Source organism: Loktanella sp. Alg231-35, from assembly GCF_900143545.1.
In the GTDB taxonomy this organism is placed as follows: domain Bacteria; phylum Pseudomonadota; class Alphaproteobacteria; order Rhodobacterales; family Rhodobacteraceae; genus Yoonia.
In genome coordinates, this window is record NZ_FREV01000002.1 from 228,492 (window position 1) to 254,308 (window position 25,817).

Below are 25,817 nucleotides of genomic sequence, written 5' to 3' on the forward strand. Positions count from 1 at the left end.
GCTTTCACAGTTGTTGGGCTTGGCGATGCTCAGCTTGGCCATCGGTTGGCTTTTGGCCTTTGTGCCGAACCGCTTTCTGCAACCAGATGTGATGCATATTTCGATCGTTTTAGGGTCGCTTGGGGTTTGGCGTTTCGGCTGGTGGTTTACGCATGCTGCGCGCGCTGAGGTCTATCAACGGATGGTTTGGCCGGAAATGCGCCAGCGCGCGCAGGATCTCTGGTTGTCAGGCTGGCGTCCTGGTCGATTGCATATCCAAATGACGACCTATTACGAGGAACCCGCAATCACCAAACGGGTTATCGGGTCGATCCTTGGTCAAATTAGGCGCGAAGGCATTCCCACCACGCTCTATATTGGCACCGGGTCTTCTTATGACGAGATGATCATTCGTAGTTTTGTGGAAACGCACTCGACCGATATTCCTGACGATTTGGCCGAACTTGTGTTCATTCGTCAGAACCAACCAGGAAAACGCATGGCGATCGGTTTGATCGTCCGAGCTATCAATCGCGCGGGCGTCGATCCCAATGATCTAGTGATTTTCATGGACGGTGATGCTCTTTATGGCAGTGACGTTCTTGAAAAGGTTTTGCCAATGTTCGGCGCAGATCCTGAACTTCAAGCACTGACAACCGACGAAGAGGTCATTTGCTATGGTCCGCAATGGATCCAAAGCTGGCTGAGCATGCGATTTGCGCAAAGACGTCTGGCCATGCAAAGCCATGCTTTGGCAGGTAAAGTTTTAACGCTGACGGGTCGTATGTCGGTGTTTCGTGCTCAACATATGTTGTCCGAAAAATTCATCCGCACCATCGAGGCGGATCATCTGGATCACTGGCTATGGGGGCGGTTTCGGTTCTTATCTGGTGACGACAAATCGACTTGGTATCACATGCTGACTCGTGACGCGAAAATGACTTATGTGCCAGATGCGACCGTGTACACCATCGAGGTCATCAAAGAGAATGGATTGGGTCGTATGGTCCAAAACTTTCGCCGTTGGTCGGGAAACATGCTCCGCAATGGTAGCCGCGCGATTGCTCTAGGGCCAGTTAAAGTAAACCCTTTCATTTGGTGGTGTCTAGTTGATCAGCGGATTGCGATGTGGACGATGTTGGTCAGCCCCACAATAGCCATCTTGGCAAGCCTGATTGATCCGCTCTATCTTTGGAGTTGTTTGATTTGGGTGATGGCCAGCCGCATTCTGCTGTGCCTTTTCCTGTATCGCTACAGCCGCACCGTTGACCTTAGTTGGCCGTTCATTTTGTACCTCAACCAGATCATCAATGCATCCGTGAAGGTCTTTATGATCTTCCATCTTAGCAAACAGAAGTGGTCTAATCGGGGCAATCAGTCATCGGCTGCCGACGAAGGCCTAATGGCAAAAACCCAAAATGCGGCAGCTAAGTTTCAGCTGATTACGACAGCTGTTGCATTCGTTACAGCACTGGCGATCTACATTGGACTGCTGCAGATGCCAATTCTTTTCTAATGCTATCCTTTTGAGAACATTCATATGCCTCCGCACGTCAAATTAGCCATTCGCGACCAAGAAACGAATGCCACCGCGTGTCAAAAAGACTCCATAAAAAGTGCTTCAAGGAGAGTGACATGACAAGCTTGACGAAGGTTGAATCTAACGCCGCAATGCCGGTTCAGGATTTAGATTTGATCGACGCCGATGTGAGCGTGGGCGTCGAATCGAGCGCCGATGTTGAGCGCTGTGAACGGCCATGGGGTTTTTATGAAACCCTAATGATGGGCAAGCGATTTCAGGTGAAGCGCATTGTAGTACGCCCTGGCGGCAAGCTTAGCTTGCAAAGCCACCTGCACCGTGCCGAGACATGGGTTGTTGTTGCTGGATGCGCCAAGGTGACCGTTGGCGACGACATAAAGTTACTAGGTGAAAACGAATACGTTCGGATTCCCTTGGGTGAAGTTCACCGCATGGAAAACCCAGGTGTGACATCGATGCATTTGATCGAAGTGCAAACGGGTGGCTACCTCGGCGAAGACGACATCATTAGATACGAAGACGTCTACGGGCGTCAGTAACCTACTCCATCTCCTCAGGAGGTTTGCGCGGCCATCGGTCACTCACGGAACGCGCAATCGAAACCCGCGATCACCCACAGACGGCGATCGCGGGTTCACTGTTTTTGCGACAAAGGCAGTTGGGATAGGGGCGACTATCCTTACGAATAATGGGCCCGACCTTTTGCCTGGTTTTCTATCCTTTGTCACAAAACAGCATTTTTTTCAGTTCCTTAAACTGGTCATCAGAAATGAATTACTAAGTGAGAGACCGAAAAATGATGGACATGCAAATAATCAACACCGCAAATGCAATTGCGGTTCCGTTTTATGAAGCTGTCGAAAAAGCCTGCATCAGTGTCGTAGGACTTGGCTATGTTGGGGCTGTTTCCACTGCCTGTTTATCCAGCCTTGGACACCCCGTGATCGGGGTGGATATTGATACGAACAAGACACAGCAAATCGCGTCGGGGGTTTCCCCTATTCATGAAAAAGGTCTCGGGAAACTACTGTCTGAAGGTGTTGAAAAAGGACTAATTTCGGCGACGGCTGATCTGACACAAGCGGTCATTGATTCAGATGTGACCTTTGTTTCAGTCGGCACGCCAACATCGGCAGATGGTGGATGTGATTTCAGCTATATTGATGCAGCTGCCAGATCTATCGGTGCTGGTCTGGCACAGAAAGACGAATTCCACGTTGTTGTAATGCGATGTTCTATCCCACCGGGAACAACCTTGGGCATGATGGCCCCAGTAATTGAAGAAGTGTCAGGCAAAAAGGTTGGAGTGGATTTTGGTGTTTGCTTTAACCCAGAGTTCTTACGCGAAGGCGTGGCAGTCGAAGATTTTTACGCACCACCTAAGACCGTCGTTGGTGTAACCGACAAACGCTCTCAGAACATCATGCACAAGATCTATAGTGCGGTGGATGAAAATGTCATCGTCACCTCGGTCGAAACCGCGGAAATGGTGAAATACATCGATAACGTTTGGCACGCGACAAAAGTGACCTTCGCCAACGAAGTTGGCCGTCTTTGTAAACCGCTTGGCGTTGACAGCCATGATGTAATGGACATTTTCGTTCAGGACACAAAACTGAACCTTGGCCCATACTACCTAAAGCCCGGATTTGCCTTTGGCGGTTCGTGCCTTCCGAAGGAAGTCCGTGCAGTTGCACATATTGCCGAAAACATTGGTGTTGACCTGCCATTGATCCAATCACTGGGTCAATCCAACCGTGCACATATTGGCGCCGCCATCAAAATGGCCCGCGACACAGGCGCAAAGCGTGTGGGCGTCTTGGGTATAGCATTTAAACCAGGAACGGACGACCTGCGTGAAAGCCCGATTTTGGAGGTCATTGCGGCCTTGCAGGAAGAAGGCATCGACGTTGTTGTGAACGACCCAGCAATCACCAAGGAAACGCCGCTGGCCGGTCAACTCAGCTATGTTCGCCACGGTAGCCCTGGACTTAAGGCATTAGCGTCTAGTCTTCCAAAGATGTTGGTGGATGACGCCGCCGACGTTGTTAGTCGCTCTGACGCAATAATCGTGACGCATGCCAATGGCGCATATCGTGACGCGCTTTCCAGTGTATCCCACAAGCCCGTCTTAGACCTTGTTCGTTTGGATAAAGACATGCAGGGACAACCAAATGTAGAAGGCATTGGATGGTGATATGAAAAATAGAATTTCACATCGAAATACAGAAATTGCGATGGAAAAGCGTATCGGCAACGTCCTGCCGCTGGCACTTCTAATCTCGATATCTTTTGCCGTGTACTCCTCGATCGACGCGTACCTCTGCGGGTGTAGCTTGCTTGAAATCCTATGGATTTACTCACGAAACGGAATCGCTGCATTCCTGGCGATGACGATCATGTTCTCTTTGTTTCGCCGCTAATTCTCAACAAGCAATACGGCCAGCAACCCAATCACTGCCATAGGCGGACCGATGAACTTGAAAGGTGCTACATAAGATGAGTGAAATTTTTGGAACAGACGTGAATGAGGTCCTGCAGGGAACCACGGACGCCGATAAGATTGTTGGCCTAGCCGGCAACGATACAATCGAAGGTGCCGCAGGCGCGGACACGATATTTGGTGACTTTGAGCCGTCAAACATTCTGGAGGGTACCGAAGGTGCCAGCAGTTTTGCGGAATTCGGTGAAACCGGCGCATGGCAAGTGCAAACAGACGCTGACGGCACTACATCCATGACGCAAACGGTCGAGACGGCTGCGAATACGACCTATACGGTTTCGTTCGACATCGCCACAAACTATGGTGCGCAGTCTCTTTCGGGCGCTGTTGAGGTGTTATGGAATGGCGAACTCGTCGATAGCTTTGACACCAATAGCGCGGTATTTTCTGCGCATTCTATCGATTTCTCTGGTACTGGCGGCCATGGCGAGCTGACATTCCGTTCCGCCGAAAGCAGCGTACAAGATACTGGTCCTACCATTAACATGGATGGCCCAGCCTATTGGTACGAAAAGACCGTATCTATTGGGACACAGGAAGTCACCGTTAGCGCTTTTGCCGAAGGTCAGGCGCACGTCTACCAAGTCATGAACGGCACGCTAAACGTTTTCGATGTTGAAACGGAAACCTACGCCAAGGCTGGTGTCGACACGAACGTCAAAATTAACGCCATCGGTTTTAACCAAGAAGATGACCTGATCTACGGCATTGCAGTCGGCAACGGGACAGACTCGCTTGGAAACCCGGTAGCTTCCGCTGATCTGATGATGATCGACGCACAAGGCAACAACTATACCCTTGGCAGTACCCCCTATCGGTCTTGGACCGCTGATTTTGACAGCAACGGGAACCTGTGGTCATTCCATTCCAGTGTCGATCGTTTGACCATGATCGACGTTGATCAATTCGATGCTGACGGCAATCCAGTAACTACGACTTTTAAGTTCCCAAAGGACATGGTGACTGATCAGATGTGGGATGTTGCCTTTGACGAGGCAACACAGTCTTTCTATGGCCTTGTACGTCCAAGAGAAGAGGGTGAGCCAGGAAAGCTGTACACAATCGACATCTCTGAAGTTGCCAATGGCGGCACGCCGACGTTCTCTTCAGTACCTGTCACAACAACAGATATTAATGGCACGGTTCAGCAGGGCATGCCCAGTCTGACATTTGGGGCGTTGATGATGGACGCCGATGGGAACCTCTATGCTGGTGGCAATGGCGGTGATCACGACATGGATGACTCCACTGGGACCTCAGGTGGAATCTACAAACTGCAAGTTGATGAAGCGACCGGAGAATACGGCCTCATTTTGGTTGCGGACGCGCCAAAGGCTTATTCCAACGACGGAGCAATGGATCCACGTGCCAGTGACCCGTTCAAAGCCAAGGACACGTCGGTTGGCGTTTTAATCAAATCACCAGAACTCACACCAAAAGTTGATCCTAGCAAAACCTATGATGACGCGATCAACGGCGGCGGCGGTAAAGATATCCTATCTGGGGGTTTTGGATCCGATGAAGTTGTTGGGTCTTCGCTGGGTGACACCATCGATGGTGGTGTCGGTGATGACGCGCTGTATGGGGGCGAAGGGCCGGGTGCAATCAGCAACGGCTTGATCTCGTTTTATGACGAAGGTGGTCTACGCTACGACCAATTCGGTAACCTTTTGCCCGAGGATGATGACACGTTATCTGGTGGTGAAGGGAATGACCTACTTGATGGGTCCGCTGGGCACGACACCCTTTTTGGTGGTGACGGCGACGACACGCTGAATGGTGGCACGGGTGCTGACCAACTTCATGGGGGCGATGGAAACGACGTAATGTCGGGCGGCAAGCAAGACGACATTCTTGTCGGTGGCAATGGCAGCGATGATATCCGCGGTGGGACTGGCAACGATACAATCGATGGCGGTGCTGGCGACGATGTCATCAATGCAGGCTCAGACGACGATGAAATTATCGGTGGTCTTGGCAACGATGTTATCGACGCAGGTAGTGGGAACGACATTGTGTATGCGGGCGAAGGCAACGACCGTATTAAATCTGGATCTGGTGACGACGTTGTCGTCGGTGGTGAAGGAAACGATTACATCAACGCCCACAAGGGCGATGACGTCATCGACGGTGGTGAAGGTCGTGACAAAATCTATGCTGGTGCCGGTGCGGATGACATCACGGGTGGGGCCGGAAGCGACACCTTTGTGTTCCGAACAGATGCACTGGATGGCGAGAAAAACACCATTCAGGATTTCACCCGCTCGAATGGTGAAAATGACCGACTTGACCTGCGGGCTCTAAACTTGCTTGAGAACGGTCAAACCGAAGCACAGTGGGTCGAACAAAACGTCGATCAAAACGCAGACTCTGTTGTAATTAATCTTGGTAGCACGTCGATTGTCATGCTTGATCACCAAGAACTTGGGACAAGTTTCTTAGATGAAATCTCTGACGGTTTCATGTTCTAAAGAAAACGGGTCGGGCTGCTTAAAACAGCCCGGCCTCTTTTGCGATCATTGCCGCGTGAGTGCGATTTTTCGCTTCTAGTTTACGGCTAAGTGTTTTCACGTGCAGCTTTATTGTTACTTCTTGTAAATCCAACTCTCGCGCGATCTCTTTGTTGGCAAAGCCTCGGCACAGACCATTGAGAACATCCAATTCTCGTGAACTTAATCCTTTTGCCAGTGGATTAATGTCCTCAACGACTTCTTCCGTCATGAATTTTACTGGAACAAAGGTTTCTCCAGCAACCATAAACCGAACCGCGTTGACGAGCGATTTCGCCCCCATTGTCTTGGGAAGAAAGCCGATAGCACCGCGATCAAGAGCATCTTGCGCGGTTGCTTTCGGTGCCGTGCCGGACATGACGGCCACGGGACGACCGATGCTTTCTTCGATAGCTTGGTCCAGCCCGGCGAGCCCGTTCATACCCGGCATTGAGTAATCCAGCAGAACAAGGTCAAATCTGATGCCACCTTTGATAGCGGTGATTGCCGCGTCTAAATCTTCGACGGCAGTGACCTCAATATCGTCTTCATTTTCAAGAAAAGCAGCAAGAGTATCTCGGACCAATTCATGGTCGTCGGCTATTAGTATTTTCATCGGTTTGACCTCTCCGGGCGCAACTGCTGCAGCTATCCTAAACTCTAATCTGTTAAGCAGGCAACAACATGGCCTTTGCTCCAAAATTGAATAACTTTATCCGATATCCTGTAAGGTTTTTTGCCAAGCGGCGATCACCTCGGTCTTTCTTTCTTCAATCTTCTCAAGCGTCTCGGATTTCGCCGAATTTTCTAATGACTTTAGGTTTTCATGCAATTGCGTCGCACATAACATCGCCGCACTTCCTGCGAATTTATGGGTTTGCTCAACAAGTTGCTCACCAGTTAACCTTGGCAGAGCATCCAGATACGCATGCCCTTCGTTTTTGAACTTTGACAGTGTTTCTTCAAAACGATCACTGCCCAAAAGTTCCAAAAGTTCTTCCAACTGACCTTCGTCGACGGCTTTCGGGGCAGAAGCTCCAGAAAGTATTTCAGCTAGCTTTGCTTTTGAAATTGGTTTGCTCAAAACGTCATTCATCCCGTCACTTAGGAACGCTTCGCGGTCCGCTCCGACAACATTCGCGGTCAGTGCAACGATGGGTGCATTCGATGATTTTCCCTGGCCCGCGCGGATTGCTCGCGTGGCTTCTCTGCCGTCCATAACCGGCATCGTGATATCCATAAAGATCAGATCAAATGCTTGTCCGTCCGCTGCCTCTACGCCGGCCTTGCCATCGACTGCCTCTGTAACAGAGTGGTTCATCTTGTTGAGCATTTCACGCACGACTTGTCGGTTAATCTCATTGTCCTCAACGACCAAAATATTCATTGGTTCAACTGGTGTCGAATGATCGAAAGTTTCGATAGGGTCCAGTTGTGACATCATCTGGAACGGGGCACGGAATGTGAATGTACTTCCTTTTCCTACTTTACTTTCAACGGTCAAGGTGCCGCCCAGAGCTTGCGCATAGCGCCGTGCAATTCCAAGCCCAAGTCCCGTCCCACCAGAAGACCGATTGAATGAAATATTTCCAGTTACAAAGTCGTCGAAAACCATATCGAGCTTTTCAGGTTCAATACCGACGCCATCGTCGATCACTCGAAATTCCAGCTCTGGTTCATCCTCAGGCCCACCCATCTTTTCAACTTCGACCCGAACCGTTCCGCTCTTGGTAAACTTTACTGCATTGCCAATCAGGTTTAGCAAGACTGGCTGCAACAGATCTGGGTCAGAATTGATCGACCCAACAGGCCTGCCGCGCCAAGTCCATTCCAACTTTGTATTCTGAACTTCGGCCTGACCTGCTTGACTGTCCAACAAGTCCTGCAAGAACGGTTCGACGGACATCGCGCGACGTGATTGTTGCAAGGTGCCAGTGTCATATCGTGTGATATCCAAGACATCCGTCACGTGACTTAGCAGAAGTCGGCCAGACGTCTCCATATTAGCTAAGTATTCGCGCTGGTCTTTTCCTATCTTTGTATCTTTCAGCAAAGACAAGTTTCCCAGCAGGCCATTCAACGGTGTGCGTATCTCATGGCTCATCACGGCCAGAAATTCACCCTTGGCCTTTTCGCCTTCAAGCGCTTTGTCGCGCGCCGCGACGAGCTCGGTTTCTGCCGCGACCTTTTCTGAAATGTCCCGCAAGAAAGCAATAAAGAGTGCGCCATCTTCCGTTTCGGCCGATTGGATGGCCAGTTCAACTGGGAAGATCTCGCCGTTTTTACGCACGGCCTCAAGCTGAACGCGTCCATGACCTACGACGCGTTTCTCTCCGTTTTCTTTCATGCGTTTCATGCCAGCGTCGTGGCCAGACTTAAAGTGCTCGGGCACAATGACTTCGCCAATATTTTTTCCAAAAACGTTTTCTGCTTTATGACCAAATATGTCTTCGGCGGCATTGTTGAACTCAAGAATGTCACCTTCAACGTCAGCTACGATGACCGCGTCCAACGATGTCGAAATGATCGTTTGGATGCGCTCGTTAGTTTCATAGGCTTCACGTTGACGTCGTTGGCCTTGCGCATTGAGCCAGCTGAGGTAAACGATCAATCCACACAGCAAAACAATCAACCCAGAAACGATGTAACCTAGCTTTGACAGCGCGCCAGAGACGGCTGTCCGCTGCCTATCTGCAAGATGTGCAAAGAAATTTAGCCCTGAATTTGCAAGCGAACGCACGTCAGGTCGAATGTCATTTGTCGTTTCCGCAATTGCCGGTAGTGACGCGGCAAGGGCGAGATCGTCTTGGTCCATCAAGGTGGCTGTCGATTGAAGGTATTGATTCACTGACGCCAGCAGGTCAGAAAAACCTTGTTCAGTCCGTAGCCCCGAAAACAGCTGCCCGTTGTTTAGGGTTGAGATGCGGCTGTAGAAAACATCAAACTCACGACGAAGCCGAGAAAACTTAGCATCGTTGGTTTCAGGCGTGGACCGCAGTGCGATCGAGTATTCCAGGAATTCGACTTCGATCTGGCTCAACGTCCATTGGATGTTATCAGATCGTGCTGCTTCGAGGCGGTCAATCTCGTCGCCCACGTCACGCGCAAAGAAAAGAACTGCGGCGATACAAAAAAGGGTCGCCATAATCACAGAGATTTGGCGACCAGATCGTTCCGAATTCTGTCGGCTTGACATATGACGCCCCACTATCGGTTTAAGACAGACTCTAATTAGCGATAGTGATCCTGTCCAACTGCCAAATGCTCCGCGAGTAGATGACTTCGGCTTGATAGTCGGTTTTTGAGTCATAAGGGTAAACAATCCAAAGTGGACCTTTGTCGCGAATGGACATTTCTTCGCCATTCAATCTGTAAGCGATCATTGGGCCATCGTCAGTGGCATCGCTCACCGGGATCTCAACCGTGTAGTCGTTGATCGCACTTGCCAAAATTGTTCCACTTTCAATGCCCTGTGATGCCAAGAAAACATCCAAGGATATGCCGGAGAATGTCTGGGGGCCGGTGGTCCAAATTGTGGTTGTTGTAAATTGTCCTTCGCCAAGGGCCTCCAACTCCACAAGCGTGAACTCAGTCATAACATCGGGTTGTGTTGTTGAGCTAAGAGTCAAAATAACGCCTTGCGCGTCATCTGCCGCAGCGGTGGAAACGGCTGTTGCGAGCAATAGCGTTAGTGTCTTCATGATAGTTTTCATAGGTCGGTCCTCACTCATACCCCGAGCTATCTGATTGAAGGACGGGCTCAACGAACCATGAGAGTAGCTTTCTATTCTTTCGTATAGTTTCGAGCTCCAATCACGAGAATTGTGATCGACAACGATCCGTGTTGCATCAAGTTGTCACTGTAAGGCGTCGGATCAATCGTGCAGGGACAAGAGGCGTGGCAAATTCCATTGCCGCCCCTATAACCTGATTGATAAGACAGGAGATCCACCAGATGCCCAACCCAACCGCCGCAATGCTTGTGATTGGCGATGAGATACTGTCAGGTCGCACGCGCGATGCGAATATGCATTATCTGGCGGGGCAACTGACGGCGATGGGGATCGACCTGCAAGAGGTGCGTGTGGTGAGCGATGACCGCGACGCAATCATCGCAGCGGTTCAGGCATTGTCGGCAAGTTACGATCATATCTTTACCAGTGGCGGCATCGGGCCGACCCATGACGATATCACCGCTGATTGCATCGCGGCCGCCTTTGAAACGCCCATTGACGTGCGTGATGACGCGCGTGCCTTGTTGCAGGCCCATTATGACCGGTCCGGGCAAGAATTGAACGCCGCCCGGCTGCGCATGGCACGCATTCCTGATGGGGCGATCCTCATCGACAATCCGGTCAGCACTGCGCCGGGGTTCACGCTGCGCAATGTGCATGTGATGGCCGGTGTGCCGTCGGTATTTCAGGCGATGGTTGCGAGCGTTTTGCCGCTTTTGACAGGGGGCGAACCGCTGTTGTCACGGACCTTGCGTGTGGTGCGTGGCGAGGGGGACATCGCAGGGCCCTTGGGCACGTTTGCCGCGCAGTTCACAGACCTCTCTGTTGGTTCATACCCTTTCCAGAAAGACGGTGTTTACGGTGCCAATATCGTTGTGCGTGGCAGCGACCGTGCGCGGCTGGAACAAGCTATGGCTGCCCTATCGGATGTCTTCGCCCCATGAGCCTACCCAATGCAAAGAAACTCTACGCCATTATTGATGGGACCTGGCCGGCCTCTGCCAAACAGGTCGTCGGGCCGTGGACGGTCCGCCTTGATGGCAGCGGCAGCAGCCGGGTGAGCGCGGCGACAGCGGAGATGGAAGTGACCGCGGATGACGTTGCAGAGGCCGCAGATGCGATGCGCGAAGCGGGGCAAACTCCGCTTTTCATGATCCGCGAAGGGGATGACGCACTCGATGCGATGCTCGCCGCATGTGGCTATGTGATTAAGGATCCCGTGAATATGTACGCGGCCCCTGCAGCCGAGATTGCAACCGAACGACCTCCGCCGGTGACGTCATTTCAGGTCTGGCCACCGCTGGCCGCTCAGGCCGAGGTTTGGGGCGCAGGCGGGATCGGCCAAGGACGGCTGGACGTCATGGAGCGGGCGCGCGCGCCAAAAACCACTTTGCTGGGCAGACTGAACGACAAGCCAGCAGGTACGGTTTTTGTGGGTGTCGCTGCTGATTATGCGATGATTCATGCGCTAGAAATAGGGAATGCACATCGCAGGCAGGGGTTGGCACGGCATCTGACCCGTGCGGCGGCGTTTTGGGCGCTGGATGCTGGTGCGACTTATCTGACATTGGTGACGACACAGGCAAATGATGGGGCCAATGCGCTCTACACTTCCCTCGGCATGACGCTTGTGGGACAATATCACTATCGCATTTTGACGGAGTGATCCCTTGACTGACCAACCGACAGCCCTTGATCTTCCGATAGTTGATCCGTTGCCCGAAGATACGCAGAAGTACTTTGATATTTGCCAGGAAAAGCTGGGGATGGTGCCAAATGTCCTGCAAGCCTATGCATTTGACGTCGAAAAGCTGAACGCCTTCACAGCGCTATACAACGACGTGATGCTGGCCGAGTCGGGGTTATCCAAGCTGGAACGCGAGATGATCGCGGTCACCGTGTCATCGATCAACAAGTGCTATTATTGCCTAACCGCGCATGGTGCTGCCGTGCGCCAACTTTCCGGTGATCCGAAATTGGGTGAGATGCTGGTGATGAACTGGCGGGTGGCCCCATTGGATGCACGCCAAAAGGCGATGCTGGAATTCGCTGAGGTGATGACCGTCGCTAGCGCCAAGATCGACGAAACCGACCGCGATGCGTTACGGCAGGTCGGGTTTTCGGACCGTGACATCTGGGACATCGCCGCGGTCACCGGGTTCTATAACATGAGCAACCGGATTGCTTCGGCCACGCAGATGGCCCCAAACGACGCCTATCACGCGCAGGCGCGATGATCCGCATTCTGGCAGTCCTGATCGCCTTTTGGGCGGGGGCCGCCGAGGCCCAGACGTTGGATTTCCCCTCGAACGCCAGTTTGCAACGCGAGGTGGTCAGCCCGGTGGACAGCTATGTGCTGCCCATGGGTATCTGGGATCGGGGCGAGATGCCCGTCCAGACGGTCGAAGGGCGCTTGGTGCAGCAGGCATGGCGGATCGAAGCGGCCTCTTTGACCACGCTGCAACTGGTTCGACCCTTGCGCGAACAACTGCGCAATGACCGGTACCGGATCATTTTTGAATGCCAAACCGAGGCTTGCGGCGGTTTTGATTTCCGTTTTGGCGTGGAAACGCTCCCCCCACCGGAAATGCGGATCAACATCGGGGATTTTCGGTTTCTCGCGGCAGAGCGGACCGGCGAGAACGGCCCCGAGTATCTGAGCCTGTTTACCAGCCGAACCGCGCAGGCGGGATTTGTGCAGATCACACATGTTGGTCCGGTGGTTGAAGAACAGCCTCCGCTGGCGGTGGCTGCTGCCCCCGCGATCCGCGCGTCAGGCGCGCCATCGCAAGCCGGCATTGCTGCGCAACTGGACCAGACCGGCAGCGCGATCCTTGGCGATCTGACGTTTGAAACCGGCTCTGCTCAGCTAGGTGCAGCGGGATATGCATCACTGCAGGCCTTGGCGGACTACCTATTGACCTATCCTACGCGTACCGTGGCGCTTGTCGGACACACGGATGCGGCGGGCGGGCTGGAAGGCAATATCGCGCTTTCCAAAAGGCGCGCGGCTTCGGTTCTGGAACGACTCGTGGCAGTTTATGGTGTAGATCGCGGGCAGCTTGAGGCGGAAGGTATGGGTTACCTCGCGCCGGTTGCCACAAACCTGACAGAAGCCGGCCGCGAGGCAAATAGACGGGTCGAAGTGATCGTGACCTCAACCAGTGAATAACACGTCAGGCCGCGCCTTGTTTGAGTGGCTGTGCAGTGGTTTCGTCAAATATGACCATCCGCGCACGCCCGGCCTGCTTTGCCTGATAAAGCGCATGGTCTGCATATCCAAAGATATCATCGATTGAGCACTCTGCACATGTGGTGGCCACCCCGATGGAAAGAGTCACCGACAGTGGTTCGGTTGCATGGGTCCGAAACGAGATGGGTTTTACCAGGCGTTCCCCAATAGCGCGTGCCTGCCGGATCGAGGTGTCGTGCAGGTAGATTGCAAACTCTTCGCCACCGATGCGCCCGACCACGTCGGCCTGCCGGACATTGCGTTTGATCGTATATGCGATGGTTTTGAGGCATTCGTCACCGGCTTGATGGCCATAAGTGTCATTGATGGCTTTGAATCTGTCGGCATCAAGCATCATCAACACCCCTTCTTTCTTGGCGGCTCGCGCGATTGCCGTCTGATCAAAAAAGGAACGCCGGTTGTTCAACCCGGTAAGCCCATCTTCGCGTGACAGACGCCAGAGTTTCTTTTGCAACTGGATTTGGAAATAGGTGACCGCAAGAAAGAAAGTGACCAAAGGGCCGCTGACGAACATTGCATGAAGGATGTGGTACCGAACAGAGCCTAAGCGCTGATCATCAGCGACGTGATGAACGAACACGTTTGCGGCGGTCATGAGCGCGACAAGATACAAAAATCGGAGGCAGAACCCCATTGCAGTTCGCGGTGCTAGCAAACGCATCAATCTGTCCATGCCGTCCCTCATACGATCTGGCAAGACCATATGAGGCATGTGTTGCGATTGGCTTAATGTAGGCCATCATTTGCTGCGACCCGTATTGGGATTGCGCAGTGATGCACCAGGTCACCGTTGCTGAAGGATTACCAAACATCGGGGCCCTTGTCTGCAAACGCATGTGCTAGGAAATCGATGAAGGCGCGGACCTTGGGCTGTGTAAAGCGGCCCGGCGGGTAGACGGCATAAATGCCTTGCGTCTCGGTAGGCAGATCAGGGATCGCCTCTTCGACCAGACCGTCGCGCATGGCGTCGGCGTAAAGGAAACTTGGCAAATAGGCGATACCCAGCCCGCCGATGCAGGCGTTCAGCAGCGATTGCCCATCATTCACGGTTAGCCAGCCAGCAGTGCGTACCTGGCGTTTCTCACCAGACGGCGCGGTCAGTTTCCAAACCGCCGAATTGGCCTGGTTGGAATAGTGCAGCAGCTTATGCTCATTCAGATCATCGATCTTTTCGGGGCGTCCGTATTGCTCAAAATAGGCAGGGGCCGCGATCATGCGTTTGGTTGTGTCGGTCAGTTTGCGGGCGCGCAGGGTGCTGTCTTCCAGCTCTCCGATTCGCACAGCCATATCAAAGCCTTCCGAGATCAGCTCAACATAACGGTTGTTGAGTACCATGTTCACTGTGATGTCGGGGAATTCAGTCAGAAAATCGCCCAGAACAGGTGATAGGTGGTTCACGCCAAAATCAGTGGCGACGCTGATCCGCAGCAGCCCCGACGGGGCCGATTGCATAGAGGTGACCAACGCATCGGCTTCACCGGCGTCGTTCAGGACACGGCGCGCACGGTCATAATAGGCAAGCCCGATTTCCGTTGGGCTGACGCGGCGGGTTGTCCGGTTCAGCAGGCGTGCGCCAAGGCGGGCCTCAAGCGAGGATACGTGTTTGGAAACGGCGGATTTAGAGATACCCATCTTCTTGGCGGCGTCCGTAAACCCACCTTGATCGACAACTGTCGCAAAGGCCTCCATTTCAGTCAGGCGATCCATCAAAATTCCCAATCACATACATTACACCTGCCCACCTATTTGATCTTGAAATCGGGCAGGAATGGGACCAATGCCTGACAATATGGCGGTATGAATCCGCTTTGGTGCCTCATTGGAAACAGCCAAGAGATCAGAATTACTATAAAGCAAAGGGGGTAGCGCCGCCGCTACCCCCTCAATCCTGCCGCAATTAGATGAACGTCAAAGTGCCGCGGCCAATCGCGTTCCCTGATTGATTGCGCGCTTGGCATCCAGTTCGGCGGCCACATCAGCCCCGCCGATCACATGCACATTGCGCCCCAACGCGATCAACGCGTCGGCCAAACTGCGCTCTGGTACCTGGCCTGCGCACAGCACAATCGTGTCGGCTGCGATAACCTGCGGGTTCTCGCGCGCTTCGCCTTGGCTGACGTGTAGCCCTTCGGCGTCGATCTTTTCATAGTTCACGCCGCCGACCATCTGCACATTCTTCATCTGGAGCCCGGCGCGGTGAATCCAGCCCGTTGTCTTGCCCAAACGCTTGCCCAGCTTCTCGGACTTGCGCTGAAGAAGGGTGACTTGCCGCACGGGGGCTTCAGGTTGTGGCCCTTCAGGGCGCAGGCCGCCACGCGTCTGTGCAGGGTCGCCGACGCCCCATTCTTCCAGCCATTCTTCCAGATTTTCTGTCGGGCTGTCATCTGTGACCAGATATTCGGCAACATCAAAGCCGATGCCGCCAGCGCCGATGATGGCAACGTTCTGGCCGACCTTGGCCTTGCCGCGCAACACGTCGATATAGGACAGCACATTGGGACCATCCTGACCGGGGATTGCCGGATCGCGCGGTGCGACGCCTGTGGCGATGATGATTTCATCAAAACCAGTGAGCGTGTCAGGTGTCGCGGTTGTGCCCAGTTGCTGGGTGATGCCAGCCTTAGTGACCATGGTGCGATAGTAATCAACAAGCCCCCAGAATTCTTCTTTGCCGGGCACTTGCTTGGCCATGTTGAGCTGACCACCGATTTCGTCAGATTTGTCGAAGATGGTGACACTATGCCCGCGCTCTGCCGCGCTTAGGGCAGCAGAAAGGCCCGCTGGGCCAGCCCCGACAACGGCAACGGTCTTGGGCGCATCAGTAGTAGGTGCGATTGCCAGCTCGGTTTCGTGACAGGCGCGCGGATTCACGAGGCAGGATGACATCTTGCCGCTAAAGGTGTGGTCCAGGCAGGCCTGATTGCAGGCGATACAAGGTGCGATCTCTGATGCCTTGCCAGCAGCAGCCTTGGCCACGAAATCGGCATCGGCCAGAAACGGGCGGGCCATACTGACCATGTCGGCGCAACCATCGGCCAGCACGCCTTCGGCCACTTCAGGCATATTGATGCGGTTGGAGGTGATGATTGGGATGTTCACCTCGCCCATCAGCTTTTTGGTGACCCAAGTAAAGGCCCGGCGCGGCACGGATGTGGCGATTGTGGGGATGCGCGCCTCATGCCAGCCGATGCCTGTGTTGATGATTGTGGCACCAGCCGCTTCAATAGCTTTGGCCAATTGCACAACCTCTTGCCAGGTTGACCCATTGGGCACCAGATCGATCATGGACAGGCGATAGATCAAGATGAAATCAGTGCCCGCAGCTTCGCGGACACGGCGGACGATCTCAACCGGAAGGCGCATGCGGTTCTCATAAGAACCACCCCAGCGGTCGGTGCGTTTGTTAGTGTGCGTGACAAGGAACTGGTTGATAAAATAGCCTTCGGACCCCATCACCTCGACCCCGTCATACCCGGCCTCTTTCGCCCGGACAGCGGCGGTCACAATGTCACTGATCTGCTTCTCAATACCGTCCTCATCCAGCTCTTGCGGCGGGAAGGGCGAGATGGGGGATTTCACGGGTGACGGCGCCACACAAGTAGGACCATAGGCATAACGCCCTGCATGAAGGATCTGCATAGCGATCTTGCCATCCGCTGCATGCACACGATCAGTGACGATGCGGTGGTTGGCAATATCCTCATCTGTGTAGAGACCGGCGGCCCCCGGAAAAACACCGCCTTCGGGGTTGGGAGCCATACCGCCAGTGACCATCAGCGCGACATCGCCACGGGCACGTTCGGAATAGAATTCGGCCACGCGGTTCCAATCCTTGGTTTCTTCCAGTCCGGTGTGCATCGACCCCATGAGCACACGGTTCTTCAGTGTGGTGAAACCCAGATCGAGGGGGGACAGAAGATTGGGATATTGGGTCATAGCTATGCCTTTCTCTTTGGCGCAAAGCATGGCCAAACTTAGACCCATCGTCACCCCCCAACGCGGCGTCATTGGGCGTCTTATGCAAGGACCGCTACAAGGCAGGAAAACGTTGACCGAGACGCGATTTGCTTACACGCTGCGAAAGAAGGAGAGACAGATGGAAGCTAGCTTTTCCCGCCGTGACCTTTTAACGCCCGCGCAATTGCGCAGCCTGTCCGAACGCTCTGATCTACGCGGGGCGCTGCAAATGGCCAGCCATCTGGGTGCGATTGTGACTGCAGGCATCCTGCATGCGCAAGCCATGGGCACCAGTTGGGTCTGGCTAACGGGTTTGGCGCTGGGCATCTTGCTGAATTTCCTCTACGCGGCCCAGCACGAGCTAAGCCACGCCACCGTGTTCAAGACGCGCAAACTAAACGAAGTATTCGGCCGGATCGTCGGCTTTGTTCAGGTCTTTCCGCGCGACTATGATCAAGTGATGCATTTCGCCCATCACCAATACACTCAGGATTGGGAGCGTGACGGCGAACTGGTGCGCGAGCCGTATACCCTGACGACGTATCTTTTGTGGCTCAGCGGCATTACGTACTGGCGCAATCGCTTCTTTGGTGTCGTGCGGCGCACGCGCGGGATCATTCTTGAGCCATTCATCCGAACCGAAGAAGAAGCCATGATCATCACCGAAAGCCGCCTGCACGTACTGGGCTATGCCGTGATTGCATTGTTGTCAGTGGTGTTCGCGTCTTGGGCGGCACTGAGCTTTTGGTTGATCCCGATGTTTCTGACCAAACCCGTACATCAGTTGCAAAATACGATCGAGCATCTGGGCCTAAGCCATGAGAGCGATATCATGGAAAACACCCGCTCGACCCGTGCTAATGCGCTACAACGCTGGCTGTGCTGGCAGATGCCTTATCACACAGCGCATCACACATTCCCCGCTGTGCCGTTCTGGAAACTACGCGAGTTGAATGACCGGATTGAAGATAAGGCAGGCGAGGTCCACCGCATGGGCTGGCTGGAGTTTCAGGTTCAGGTTATCGGCAAGCTGATGGCCAAGGATGAAAGCCAATACCCCATGGATGAGGTTTGGATCATTCCGCGCAGCGGCGGACGGGTGACGCGGATGCCAGCGGAGTGAGACGGCTTCAGGTCTACACTTCTCTCTGGGCGATGCAGCCGCATGATCAGACGGGGGTGAAACTTCCCCATGATCAGGTTTGTAAGATGGTCGCAGAGGCCGGGTTTGACGGGATGGCGATTGATTTGGGAGCGTCCGATGTGGCCGTCGCCCATGCGGTCAGGCCGCATATGGAGGCCAACGGGTTGACGCCGTTGATCGTGGCTTTTCCCAAGACCATTGAAAGCCTCGAAGACACCCTGCATATGGCCGCTGATTTCGGCGCGCCCTTTGTCGATGTGATCGGGCAGGTGATGCCGATTGCGTTAGATGACATGGTGCCGGTGATTGAAACATGGATGGGTATGGCCGACAGGATTGGGGTTCCTATCCAGTTTGAGACGCATCGAAACTGCATCACGAATGACCTTTATACGACGCTGCAATTGCTCGACCGTATTCCTGACCTGCGGATCTGTGCGGACCTATCGCACTATGTGGTGGACCGAGAGTTTTGGTTTCCGCTGTCAGAGAATGATCTGGGGTTAATGAGCCGCATCTTGCAACGGTCTGACAGTTTTCAAGGGCGGGTCGCCTCGCGCCAGCAAATCCAGTTGCAACTGGATTTTCCCCAGCACCAGAAATGGGTGGAGCTGTTCAAAGGCTGGTGGCGCGAAGGGTTGGCCGATTGGCGGGCACGGAATGCGTCGGGGGATTGCATCTTTGTGTGTGAGCTGGGGCCACCAGAATATGCGATGACCGGACCAGATGGCGTTGAGATGTCAAACCGTTGGGAAGAGGCGCAGGTGATCATGCGTTGGGTGCGCGAGATCTGGGCTGATCTGGGCGGTAACGGTTAGATACGTGGACGTGGCACCATCATCCCAGTAAATTCAGCGCGGTCATTGGCCGCCGTTTTCTACCGCCTCGTGCTCTTTGGCCGTTCCAATAATCCGGGCTTCGCTAAATCGGCTCCTTCGCACCTGTTTGCTCCTTCGAGCGGCTGAGAAAACTCTACATCAAGTAAGGGAAGCTTTGGGGGGCAGGTCACTGGTGACCGAACGCGACGTGGACGATCCCCGCCCAGCGAATGAAAGCAGGCAAAGAACACCGCGCCCCACTTAGCAGGGCGGCCATCGCATTTCTTGGACCGCGTGGGAATGACACGGCACGTGTGTTTGAAAATCAGGCCAATCCAGGCAAACCCGTTTCAGACATGTGCATGACGGCAGAGCTGCGCTGGATGAAGTTCAACGACATCACCGTCCATGGCTTCCGCTCAACATTCCGCGATTGAGCAGGCGAAACAACAGCATTTCCGCGCGAGGTAGTCGAAGCGGCATCTGCTCACGGTGTCAAAGACAAAGCTGAAGCAGCTTACGCTCGCAGCCACTTGTTCGATAAACGCTGCCTGCTCATGGAAGCGTGGGCCAAGTTCGCGACCGCTCAGAACTTAACGTCGAACGTGGTTGCACTTCCCTGACCTGATCAAGCAATGCTGCAACGCTTTTTTCTCCAAGGCGGACATTGATGCAAAGCGCTGCAGCTGCCCGTCATGATGACCGCTTTGCGGGACAAAACCGACTTTGGAGATTATTCATCTAATGGCTGCTTTTCCAAAGCTGCATTTGCAGCGATAAACACCTGCTGGAAAGTCGACCTTCGCTCCATAGAAATAATACCAGGTGGAAGTTCATTCAACTGACTTTGATCTGCACCCAATTTCCTTTTGTTTTTGGCGACTTCAACGGGCGGGAACAATTCCGACTTTTGTTGTCATACTCGCTCCGTTGATCACCAATCCGGAAAGCGGCTTTCGATGGCTTTCACGAGACTGTGGGAAAAGAAGCCTTTCATGGCAGATTTCATTGCGATCAGTGGTGTAATACTCGCTTTGGCGCCATCTTGAGGGGCATACCCGATTGTTCTTTTTGTTTCAGAGATATCCCACCGCATGCCCGGATTGTCCGACATCAGGTTCAGTGCCGCAAACTCGACGTTGTCAGCAACAATCGCTGCGTGCATGCCTTGCAGAAAATCCCGGTCACTTAGCCACATTTCCTGCCCCCACCGGCCCATCGCCATATGGGGGCCGGGTTGGTTGTCATGTGTCCATTGTGTCCATCCGATCCGCATGCAAATGACCGAAAGCCCGTGATGTTTGGCGAAATAGGCACCGGTCCGTTCACAGAAGAGTTTTGACATACCATACGCGTTAACCGGACCCGGTGGTGTACTGCTGTCCAGCCGATCCTGCGCAAACCGCTTGTCACCGTGGACCCAGTTTGAACTCGCCAGCACCACGCGTCTTACGCCCATCGCTGCCGCATGGTGGTAGAGAGAGAGCGCTGCATCCATGTTGTGTTTGATTGCCGAAGACCAACTTGCAGCCGGTTCCCGGTCACCTGCCAGATGGACGATGACATCAACACCCTTAAGCCGTGCAACCCATTTTGGATCGCCTGAGAGATCTTCGGTGTGGATGTTGGGATGGTCCACAGGCCGGATGTCGATCCCAGACACAGTGAATTCAGGGGTCGCTTCGAGCGTATCAAATAGTTTGCGGCCCAGATGCCCGCCAGCACCTGTGATCAGGACATGCATGTGACCAACTCCTTTTGAGTTCGATAGGATGTGGGGGCATCAGCTGAGCCAATTTCAAAGTCCTGCCGATATTGCATTGATTGATCGGGGCCCAAATCCCTTGCCGGTGAATGCCATTCGGCTTCGCAATAGGGGTAGTCACCCGAGTTGAAAATCTCGACCGGCTGACCGTGGGCAAAAACGTCGCCACTGGCGAGCTTTGGAGTGGAGCACATCATCCACGTGCCGGTTTCATCATTTTTGATGAGGGTCTCCCCGTACGGGTTAGCAAGCCCGACCTTGAATTCCTGTTGTTCTGCGCAATTCGCAATGACGCAATTTGTTGTAGCTGAGATTAGGGATTCTGCATGCCCAAATACAGTGTGAGTTGCAGGGTTATCCATCGCCACGCCAATCTTTGCGGGTGTGTTTATCATCATGACCGACCAGATGCCTGTCATGCGAGGCTTGGTGCCGTGGTTAGTCACGGTATGTTCGATGTTCCATCTGGTGGGGGACGCAACAGTGATGCGCCGCGCTGCAGACAGGTGCGAGTGAGGACAGATCGCGCTTTCCAATACGACGTGATCAACATCTTGCGACACCACTTGGTAGGGGCCACTATCCAGCGTCGCAAAGGGACCACCATCTTGCCACGACGTATCAGGGGCAATCCATGTTTTTTCACCGCCCCACAACGGAAAACCGAACTGCGGGGATCGTGTTGGCAACTCAGATAAGGCATCAATATCAAATTGAATTCCGAGCAGGTCAGGGTTCTGAAAGAGCAGCGATTTCCCTTGAAAAACCACATCCCAAATGCGGCCACCTATGCCGGGGAGGATCACCAGTTCCAGATCACCGCTCGCCAGTTGCAAAGATGTCCATTGGTTTGGCATGAGGCGCTTTCAGTTGCGGGCGCCCGGCGCAGTTTCCTGCGCCGGGGCTTCGTTTAGACGTGTTTGAACTGCGCGACGTTTTCGGCCGTGATAGGCATTACGCCAGTCTCGACACGCTCGGGCAGGGGGTTGATGCCAGCGGCTTTCCAGTCCGGCAGCACCTTGAGCCCATCCGTATTTTGCCAATGCATCATATGGAAGGCGAGAAAAACCTCGAGGTATGACTTCTGTGCCACCGCTCCGTGAATTGTTCCGTCTTCGATGTACGGGAGCATGTCATCGTTGCGGTCCATCGCAACGATCTTGATATCAGTACGCCCGGCTTCGTTTACCGCAATTGCAGCCCCTTTGCCGCTGTCACCATCGGTTCCTCCGATGCCGACGATGTCAGGATTGGCCTGAATGGCCTGAAGGTAAGCCGTTGGCGCATAGGATGGGTCGGCGCGGTCATTGACCACGTCGACAACTTCGATCTCCGGGTATTTTTCTTCGAAAATCTGCTTGTAGCCGTCGACACGCTCCAGCGTTGAAGGTGCGGGGAACGTGCCAAGGATGACCTTGCCCTTGCCGCCGATAGCTTGCGCCAGCATTTCGCCTCCGACACGTCCGGCTTGCACGCCGTTGATCCCCAAGAAGGTAGAACGGGGGCTATCAGGGATGTCACCGATACAGCAAGTCACAGGAATTCCGGCTTCAACCGCGCGCTCGACACCAGGTGCCAAAGTGGCTGGGTCGCCTGGGAAGATCAGGATACCAGCCGGACGGCGGGCGATCAGTTCATCGAGCTGACGCGCCTGCGCGGCGGTATCGAAATCAAGTGGGCCGGTGAACGTGGTCTTGATCCCCATCAGCTCTTCGAGATCTTCCATCGCGTTGCGGTAGTCCACCCAGAATGGCACTTGCGTAACGATGGACAAGAAGACGTATTCCTTGTCAGCGTTCTGCGCCATCGCTTCTTTTGAAAGCATAGGCAGACCAAAGGCGGCGGCCAGGCCCGCTGTGGTGCTCGCTGTTAACAGCTTTCTGCGGTTTACTTTGATGTCGTTCATTGTGATCTCCCTTGTTGGATCGTTTGGTTACTGGTTCGTTTGAATTTGGTGTGTTGGCCTAGCCGCGCTTGCTGCGGATCAGCATGTCGAGTGCGACAGCACTGACGAGGACCCCGCCGATGACAATCATCTGCCAGTAGATCGAAACCGCCTGCATGGTCATCGTGTTGTTGATCAGCGCAACGAAGACGACGCCGAGGAATGCGCCAAGGATCGTGCCTTCGCCGCCGCGAAGGGATGCGCCTCCGATGACGGCTGCCGCTAACACTTGCAGTTCAATTCCGCTGCCCGCCGTGGGTGTTCCACTCATCAAACGAGAGGCCAAAAGGACACCAGCCAAGGCGGCTAGAACGCCTGTCAGGGCATAGAGGATGATGCGCACGCGCGTAACATGAATGCCTGACAGCATTGCGGCCTTTTCATTGGCCCCGATGAAATAGACCTGGCGGAAAAACCGCGTATGGCGTACGGCCAGATCGAATAGGATGACGAGCAGCACAGTAAGCAAAACCATCACCGGTAATCCGCCAATGTCGGCTTTGCCGATCCAAGCGAATGCAGGTGGCAGACTGGAAACCGAGAATCCCTCCGTTAGAACCAGCGCGATACCGCGGGCAATCGACATTGTTCCCAGCGTCGCAATAAGCGGATTAATCCCAAGGCCCGTTACGAGTACTCCGTTCACAACTCCGACAACGCCACCCAGGATCAGGCCGCAGACGACGGCAAGTGGAATTGGCATCCCCGTCAAAAGCAACATGGCAACGACTGTCGAGGACAGGGCCATGACGGACCCGACCGAAAGATCAAATCCGCCCGATGCCAGCAGAATAGCCATGCCAATAACGATAATTGCCGTCGGGGCCATGCCTACAGCTACGGCTCGGAAATTCGAGAAACTCAAGAAATATGGGTTAACATTTGCCATCACGATGATGATCGCGGCGATCAGAACGATGAGGGTCAGTTCGCGGATATCAACGAAGGCCTTGAGGATACGCCGCATGAGCGGCAGTTTGGGTGTGGTTTCTGCATGAGCGACCATGGTCATGATGCGGCTCCTGTTAATGTGTTTGACGGTGCGGTTGGCGTGGCTGTCGTCCCCGCGGCCATTTGCAAGACAACGTCCTCGTTTGCTTCATGAGCAGGGATATCGCCGGCAAGTTGGCCATCGTGGACGACCAAAATGCGAGAGGACAACGATAGCAATTCCGGGAAGTCAGAGGACACGACCAGAATGGCCATACCGTCGGCTGCGCGCCGCAACAGTTCAGTGTGAATTTGGAATTTTGCGCCCACGTCGACGCCTTTTGTCGGTTCTTCCACGATTAATAGGTCGGGTGCGCGTTTTAGCCATTTGGCCAGCATGATCTTTTGCTGGTTTCCACCGGACAGAGCGCCCACTTCTTCGAACGCCCCGTTGGCTTTGACGCTAAACGCGTCAATCGCCGTTGTGGCAGCGCCCTTAATCGAAGCTCTGCGCATAACTCCAAGGCGTGTGTGATCAGACAGGCTCGCGGCGATCAGATTGTCGCTGAGCGATTGCTCAAGGAAGAGCCCTTCGGTTTTGCGTTCTTCGGGAACAAAGCCAACGCTGTGCCGCATGGCTTGGCGCAAACAAGTGAATTTGACGGGCTGCCCATGCATATGGATGTTGCCCGTCGCGCCGGGCATGAGCCCCACGAGTGAACGGACGATTTCACTGCGGCGCGCGCCCATCAGCCCGGCCATACCGACAATTTCCCCAGCCTTGATGGAAAAAGAAATGTCATCGAAAACTCCTGGATGCGACAGCTTGTTGACGTCAAGAACCACTTCGCCGGTGGCATCTTCGGATCGGTTAATCTCGTCGGGGTGCGCCCCGCCGATCATTTCAGCAACGACCTGTTCCTGAGACGTTTCTGAAACGGGCAAAGTGCTGATCTTGCGGCCGTCCCGCAGGACCGTGACGCGATCGGAAATCCGGAAAATCTCGGCCATGTGATGGCTTACGTAGACGATCCCAATCCCTTTCTTGGTCAGAGAACGGAGGACATCGAACAAAGCATCGACTTCGTCTGGGGCCAGTGCGGATGTGGGTTCGTCCAGCAACAAAATACGCGAATTGAGGGAAAGTGCTTTGGCAATTTCGACAATCTGGCGGGAACTGATCGGCAGGCTGTCGACGGGTTTTGACACATCAATGTGAAGACCGAATTCAGCCAGAAGCTCTTCGGCGCGGCGGCGCAACTCCGGCCAGTCAACGACACCGAAGTGGGTTGGCGCACGCCCAGCATAGATGTTTTCCGCGACAGAAAGTGCGCCGGCGAGACTCAACTCCTGAAATACGCACCCCACACCGAGTGATTGCGCATGTGAGGGAGTATCGATCCGTTCTTCCTTGTCGTTGAGAAGAACTCGTCCACCAGATGGTTGATGTAGGCCATAGAGAAGCCCCAGGCAGGTGGACTTACCGGCGCCGTTCTCCCCACATAGGGCGTGAACCTCACCAGGGTGCAAATCAAAATCCACGCCGTCCAGAACGACATTCATGCCAAAGCTCTTGCTCACCCGATCCAATCGAATCAGGGGTGGCGAAACGCTTGGATTCCCTAACAAGCTTAACGACATCGTATTCCTCCCAAGTTCTATCTGACATCTGATATCTCAGATGTCAACCGATAACGAAACGGAAGCCTCGGCCATGAAAAAGGCGGCCCCTTTTGGGGGCCGCCCTCAGATAGTCGTTC

Annotated in this window: 22 protein-coding genes and 1 pseudogene; 12 read left to right on the top strand and 11 right to left on the bottom strand. The window is 54.0% G+C overall.

Going from position 1 to position 25,817, the window contains the following annotated elements; all coding sequences use genetic code 11:
* Positions 1-259 precede the first annotated feature (259 nt).
* The 5 genes and pseudogenes from DHN10_RS04735 (at position 260) to DHN10_RS04755 (ending at position 6,493) form a co-directional block, all read left to right on the top strand.
* Entirely contained in the window at positions 260-1,495 is a 1,236-nt protein-coding gene (locus DHN10_RS04735) for a glycosyltransferase (RefSeq protein WP_234417066.1), read from the top strand.
* Positions 1,496-1,722: 227 nt separating this feature from the next.
* Positions 1,723-2,058 (top strand): annotated as a pseudogene (locus DHN10_RS04740) (cupin domain-containing protein); the annotation flags it as partial.
* A 266-nt stretch (positions 2,059-2,324) separates the two neighbouring features.
* Entirely contained in the window at positions 2,325-3,716 is a 1,392-nt protein-coding gene (locus tag DHN10_RS04745; RefSeq protein ID WP_234417022.1) for a nucleotide sugar dehydrogenase, read from the top strand.
* Positions 3,717-3,756: 40 nt separating this feature from the next.
* The gene (locus DHN10_RS04750) at positions 3,757-3,942 is read left to right on the top strand and encodes a hypothetical protein (RefSeq protein WP_108814101.1); all 186 of its coding nucleotides are present in this window, start codon (positions 3,757-3,759) and stop codon (positions 3,940-3,942) included.
* Between the two features lie 76 nt (positions 3,943-4,018).
* Positions 4,019-6,493: a calcium-binding protein gene (locus DHN10_RS04755; RefSeq protein WP_108814102.1), complete on the top strand. Its 2,475-nt coding sequence runs from the start codon at positions 4,019-4,021 to the stop codon at positions 6,491-6,493.
* Between the two features lie 19 nt (positions 6,494-6,512).
* On the opposite strand, the gene DHN10_RS04760 is transcribed toward DHN10_RS04755, so the two are convergent.
* The 3 genes from DHN10_RS04760 to DHN10_RS04770 form a co-directional block, all read right to left on the bottom strand.
* Positions 6,513-7,127, bottom strand: coding sequence for a response regulator transcription factor (locus DHN10_RS04760; protein WP_108814103.1), 615 nt, complete (start codon positions 7,125-7,127; stop codon positions 6,513-6,515).
* A gap of 96 nt (positions 7,128-7,223) precedes the next feature.
* Positions 7,224-9,656, bottom strand: a complete 2,433-nt coding sequence (locus tag DHN10_RS04765) for a PAS domain-containing hybrid sensor histidine kinase/response regulator (RefSeq protein WP_159086919.1) — start codon at positions 9,654-9,656, stop codon at positions 7,224-7,226.
* An 82-nt stretch (positions 9,657-9,738) separates the two neighbouring features.
* Entirely contained in the window at positions 9,739-10,224 is a 486-nt protein-coding gene (locus DHN10_RS04770) for a molybdopterin-dependent oxidoreductase (protein ID WP_108814105.1), read from the bottom strand.
* A gap of 242 nt (positions 10,225-10,466) precedes the next feature.
* On the opposite strand from DHN10_RS04770, the gene DHN10_RS04775 reads away from it, so the two are divergent.
* Genes DHN10_RS04775 through DHN10_RS04790 form a run of 4 tightly spaced genes read left to right on the top strand, consistent with a single transcriptional unit; the run spans position 10,467 to position 13,417 of the window.
* Positions 10,467-11,189, top strand: coding sequence for a competence/damage-inducible protein A (locus DHN10_RS04775; RefSeq protein ID WP_108814106.1), 723 nt, complete (start codon positions 10,467-10,469; stop codon positions 11,187-11,189).
* Positions 11,186-11,911, top strand: coding sequence for a GNAT family N-acetyltransferase (locus DHN10_RS04780; RefSeq protein ID WP_108814107.1), 726 nt, complete (start codon positions 11,186-11,188; stop codon positions 11,909-11,911). The genes DHN10_RS04775 and DHN10_RS04780 overlap by 4 nt, the downstream gene beginning before the upstream one ends.
* 4 nt (positions 11,912-11,915) lie before the next feature.
* Positions 11,916-12,482: a peroxidase-related enzyme gene (locus tag DHN10_RS04785; RefSeq protein ID WP_108814108.1), complete on the top strand. Its 567-nt coding sequence runs from the start codon at positions 11,916-11,918 to the stop codon at positions 12,480-12,482.
* The gene (locus tag DHN10_RS04790; RefSeq protein WP_108814109.1) at positions 12,479-13,417 is read left to right on the top strand and encodes an OmpA family protein; all 939 of its coding nucleotides are present in this window, start codon (positions 12,479-12,481) and stop codon (positions 13,415-13,417) included. Before DHN10_RS04785 ends, DHN10_RS04790 begins: the two co-directional genes overlap by 4 nt.
* Before the next feature lie 4 nt (positions 13,418-13,421).
* Here DHN10_RS04790 and DHN10_RS04795 read toward each other — a convergent pair whose 3' ends face one another.
* From DHN10_RS04795 to DHN10_RS04805, 3 genes are all read right to left on the bottom strand, one after another.
* Positions 13,422-14,093 carry a GGDEF domain-containing protein gene (locus DHN10_RS04795; protein WP_234417023.1) on the bottom strand — a complete coding sequence of 224 codons (672 nt, stop codon included), beginning with the start codon at positions 14,091-14,093 and terminating at the stop codon, positions 13,422-13,424.
* Positions 14,094-14,299: 206 nt separating this feature from the next.
* Entirely contained in the window at positions 14,300-15,205 is a 906-nt protein-coding gene (locus tag DHN10_RS04800) for a LysR family transcriptional regulator (protein WP_108814110.1), read from the bottom strand.
* A gap of 201 nt (positions 15,206-15,406) precedes the next feature.
* The gene (locus tag DHN10_RS04805) at positions 15,407-17,434 is read right to left on the bottom strand and encodes an NADPH-dependent 2,4-dienoyl-CoA reductase (protein ID WP_108814111.1); all 2,028 of its coding nucleotides are present in this window, start codon (positions 17,432-17,434) and stop codon (positions 15,407-15,409) included.
* Between the two features lie 160 nt (positions 17,435-17,594).
* Between DHN10_RS04805 and DHN10_RS04810 the strand changes: the two genes are divergently transcribed.
* The 3 genes from DHN10_RS04810 (at position 17,595) to DHN10_RS04820 (ending at position 19,854) form a co-directional block, all read left to right on the top strand.
* Positions 17,595-18,578, top strand: a complete 984-nt coding sequence (locus DHN10_RS04810; RefSeq protein ID WP_108814112.1) for a fatty acid desaturase — start codon at positions 17,595-17,597, stop codon at positions 18,576-18,578.
* Entirely contained in the window at positions 18,575-19,417 is an 843-nt protein-coding gene (locus tag DHN10_RS04815; protein ID WP_234417025.1) for a sugar phosphate isomerase/epimerase family protein, read from the top strand. Before DHN10_RS04810 ends, DHN10_RS04815 begins: the two co-directional genes overlap by 4 nt.
* 230 nt (positions 19,418-19,647) lie before the next feature.
* Complete coding sequence (locus DHN10_RS04820; protein ID WP_108814114.1) at positions 19,648-19,854, top strand: hypothetical protein; 207 nt, start codon at positions 19,648-19,650, stop codon at positions 19,852-19,854.
* Positions 19,855-20,351: 497 nt separating this feature from the next.
* Here the strand turns inward: DHN10_RS04820 and DHN10_RS04825 are convergent, their stop codons facing one another.
* The 5 genes from DHN10_RS04825 to DHN10_RS04845 are packed head-to-tail and all read right to left on the bottom strand — an operon-like array spanning position 20,352 to position 25,638.
* On the bottom strand, positions 20,352-21,161 hold the full coding sequence (locus tag DHN10_RS04825) for an NAD-dependent epimerase/dehydratase family protein (RefSeq protein ID WP_108814115.1): 810 nt from the start codon (positions 21,159-21,161) through the stop codon (positions 20,352-20,354).
* Positions 21,149-22,039, bottom strand: coding sequence for a hypothetical protein (locus DHN10_RS04830; protein WP_108814116.1), 891 nt, complete (start codon positions 22,037-22,039; stop codon positions 21,149-21,151). Before DHN10_RS04830 ends, DHN10_RS04825 begins: the two co-directional genes overlap by 13 nt.
* Positions 22,040-22,092: 53 nt before the next feature.
* Positions 22,093-23,088 (bottom strand): substrate-binding domain-containing protein, encoded by a 996-nt coding sequence (locus tag DHN10_RS04835; RefSeq protein ID WP_108814117.1) that lies wholly within the window; start codon positions 23,086-23,088, stop codon positions 22,093-22,095.
* A 58-nt stretch (positions 23,089-23,146) separates the two neighbouring features.
* Positions 23,147-24,139 (bottom strand): ABC transporter permease, encoded by a 993-nt coding sequence (locus tag DHN10_RS04840; protein WP_108814118.1) that lies wholly within the window; start codon positions 24,137-24,139, stop codon positions 23,147-23,149.
* Positions 24,136-25,638: a sugar ABC transporter ATP-binding protein gene (locus DHN10_RS04845; RefSeq protein ID WP_234417027.1), complete on the bottom strand. Its 1,503-nt coding sequence runs from the start codon at positions 25,636-25,638 to the stop codon at positions 24,136-24,138. The genes DHN10_RS04840 and DHN10_RS04845 overlap by 4 nt, the downstream gene beginning before the upstream one ends.
* Between the last annotated feature and the right edge of the window lie 179 nt (positions 25,639-25,817).

Coding starts and splice junctions, on each gene's coding strand:
- DHN10_RS04800 (WP_108814110.1), bottom strand. CDS start 15,205: ATGGATCGCCTGACTGAAATGGAGGCCTTTGCGACAGTTGTCGATCAA.
- DHN10_RS04745 (WP_234417022.1), top strand. CDS start 2,325: ATGCAAATAATCAACACCGCAAATGCAATTGCGGTTCCGTTTTATGAA.
- DHN10_RS04780 (WP_108814107.1), top strand. CDS start 11,186: ATGAGCCTACCCAATGCAAAGAAACTCTACGCCATTATTGATGGGACC.
- DHN10_RS04830 (WP_108814116.1), bottom strand. CDS start 22,039: ATGCCAAACCAATGGACATCTTTGCAACTGGCGAGCGGTGATCTGGAA.
- DHN10_RS04795 (WP_234417023.1), bottom strand. CDS start 14,093: ATGACCGCCGCAAACGTGTTCGTTCATCACGTCGCTGATGATCAGCGC.
- DHN10_RS04755 (WP_108814102.1), top strand. CDS start 4,019: ATGAGTGAAATTTTTGGAACAGACGTGAATGAGGTCCTGCAGGGAACC.
- DHN10_RS04765 (WP_159086919.1), bottom strand. CDS start 9,656: ATGGCGACCCTTTTTTGTATCGCCGCAGTTCTTTTCTTTGCGCGTGAC.
- DHN10_RS04790 (WP_108814109.1), top strand. CDS start 12,479: ATGATCCGCATTCTGGCAGTCCTGATCGCCTTTTGGGCGGGGGCCGCC.
- DHN10_RS04735 (WP_234417066.1), top strand. CDS start 260: ATGACGACCTATTACGAGGAACCCGCAATCACCAAACGGGTTATCGGG.
- DHN10_RS04770 (WP_108814105.1), bottom strand. CDS start 10,224: ATGAAAACTATCATGAAGACACTAACGCTATTGCTCGCAACAGCCGTT.
- DHN10_RS04810 (WP_108814112.1), top strand. CDS start 17,595: ATGGAAGCTAGCTTTTCCCGCCGTGACCTTTTAACGCCCGCGCAATTG.
- DHN10_RS04805 (WP_108814111.1), bottom strand. CDS start 17,434: ATGACCCAATATCCCAATCTTCTGTCCCCCCTCGATCTGGGTTTCACC.
- DHN10_RS04775 (WP_108814106.1), top strand. CDS start 10,467: ATGCCCAACCCAACCGCCGCAATGCTTGTGATTGGCGATGAGATACTG.
- DHN10_RS04835 (WP_108814117.1), bottom strand. CDS start 23,088: ATGAACGACATCAAAGTAAACCGCAGAAAGCTGTTAACAGCGAGCACC.
- DHN10_RS04825 (WP_108814115.1), bottom strand. CDS start 21,161: ATGCATGTCCTGATCACAGGTGCTGGCGGGCATCTGGGCCGCAAACTA.
- DHN10_RS04750 (WP_108814101.1), top strand. CDS start 3,757: ATGGAAAAGCGTATCGGCAACGTCCTGCCGCTGGCACTTCTAATCTCG.
- DHN10_RS04760 (WP_108814103.1), bottom strand. CDS start 7,127: ATGAAAATACTAATAGCCGACGACCATGAATTGGTCCGAGATACTCTT.
- DHN10_RS04820 (WP_108814114.1), top strand. CDS start 19,648: ATGAAAGCAGGCAAAGAACACCGCGCCCCACTTAGCAGGGCGGCCATC.
- DHN10_RS04840 (WP_108814118.1), bottom strand. CDS start 24,139: ATGACCATGGTCGCTCATGCAGAAACCACACCCAAACTGCCGCTCATG.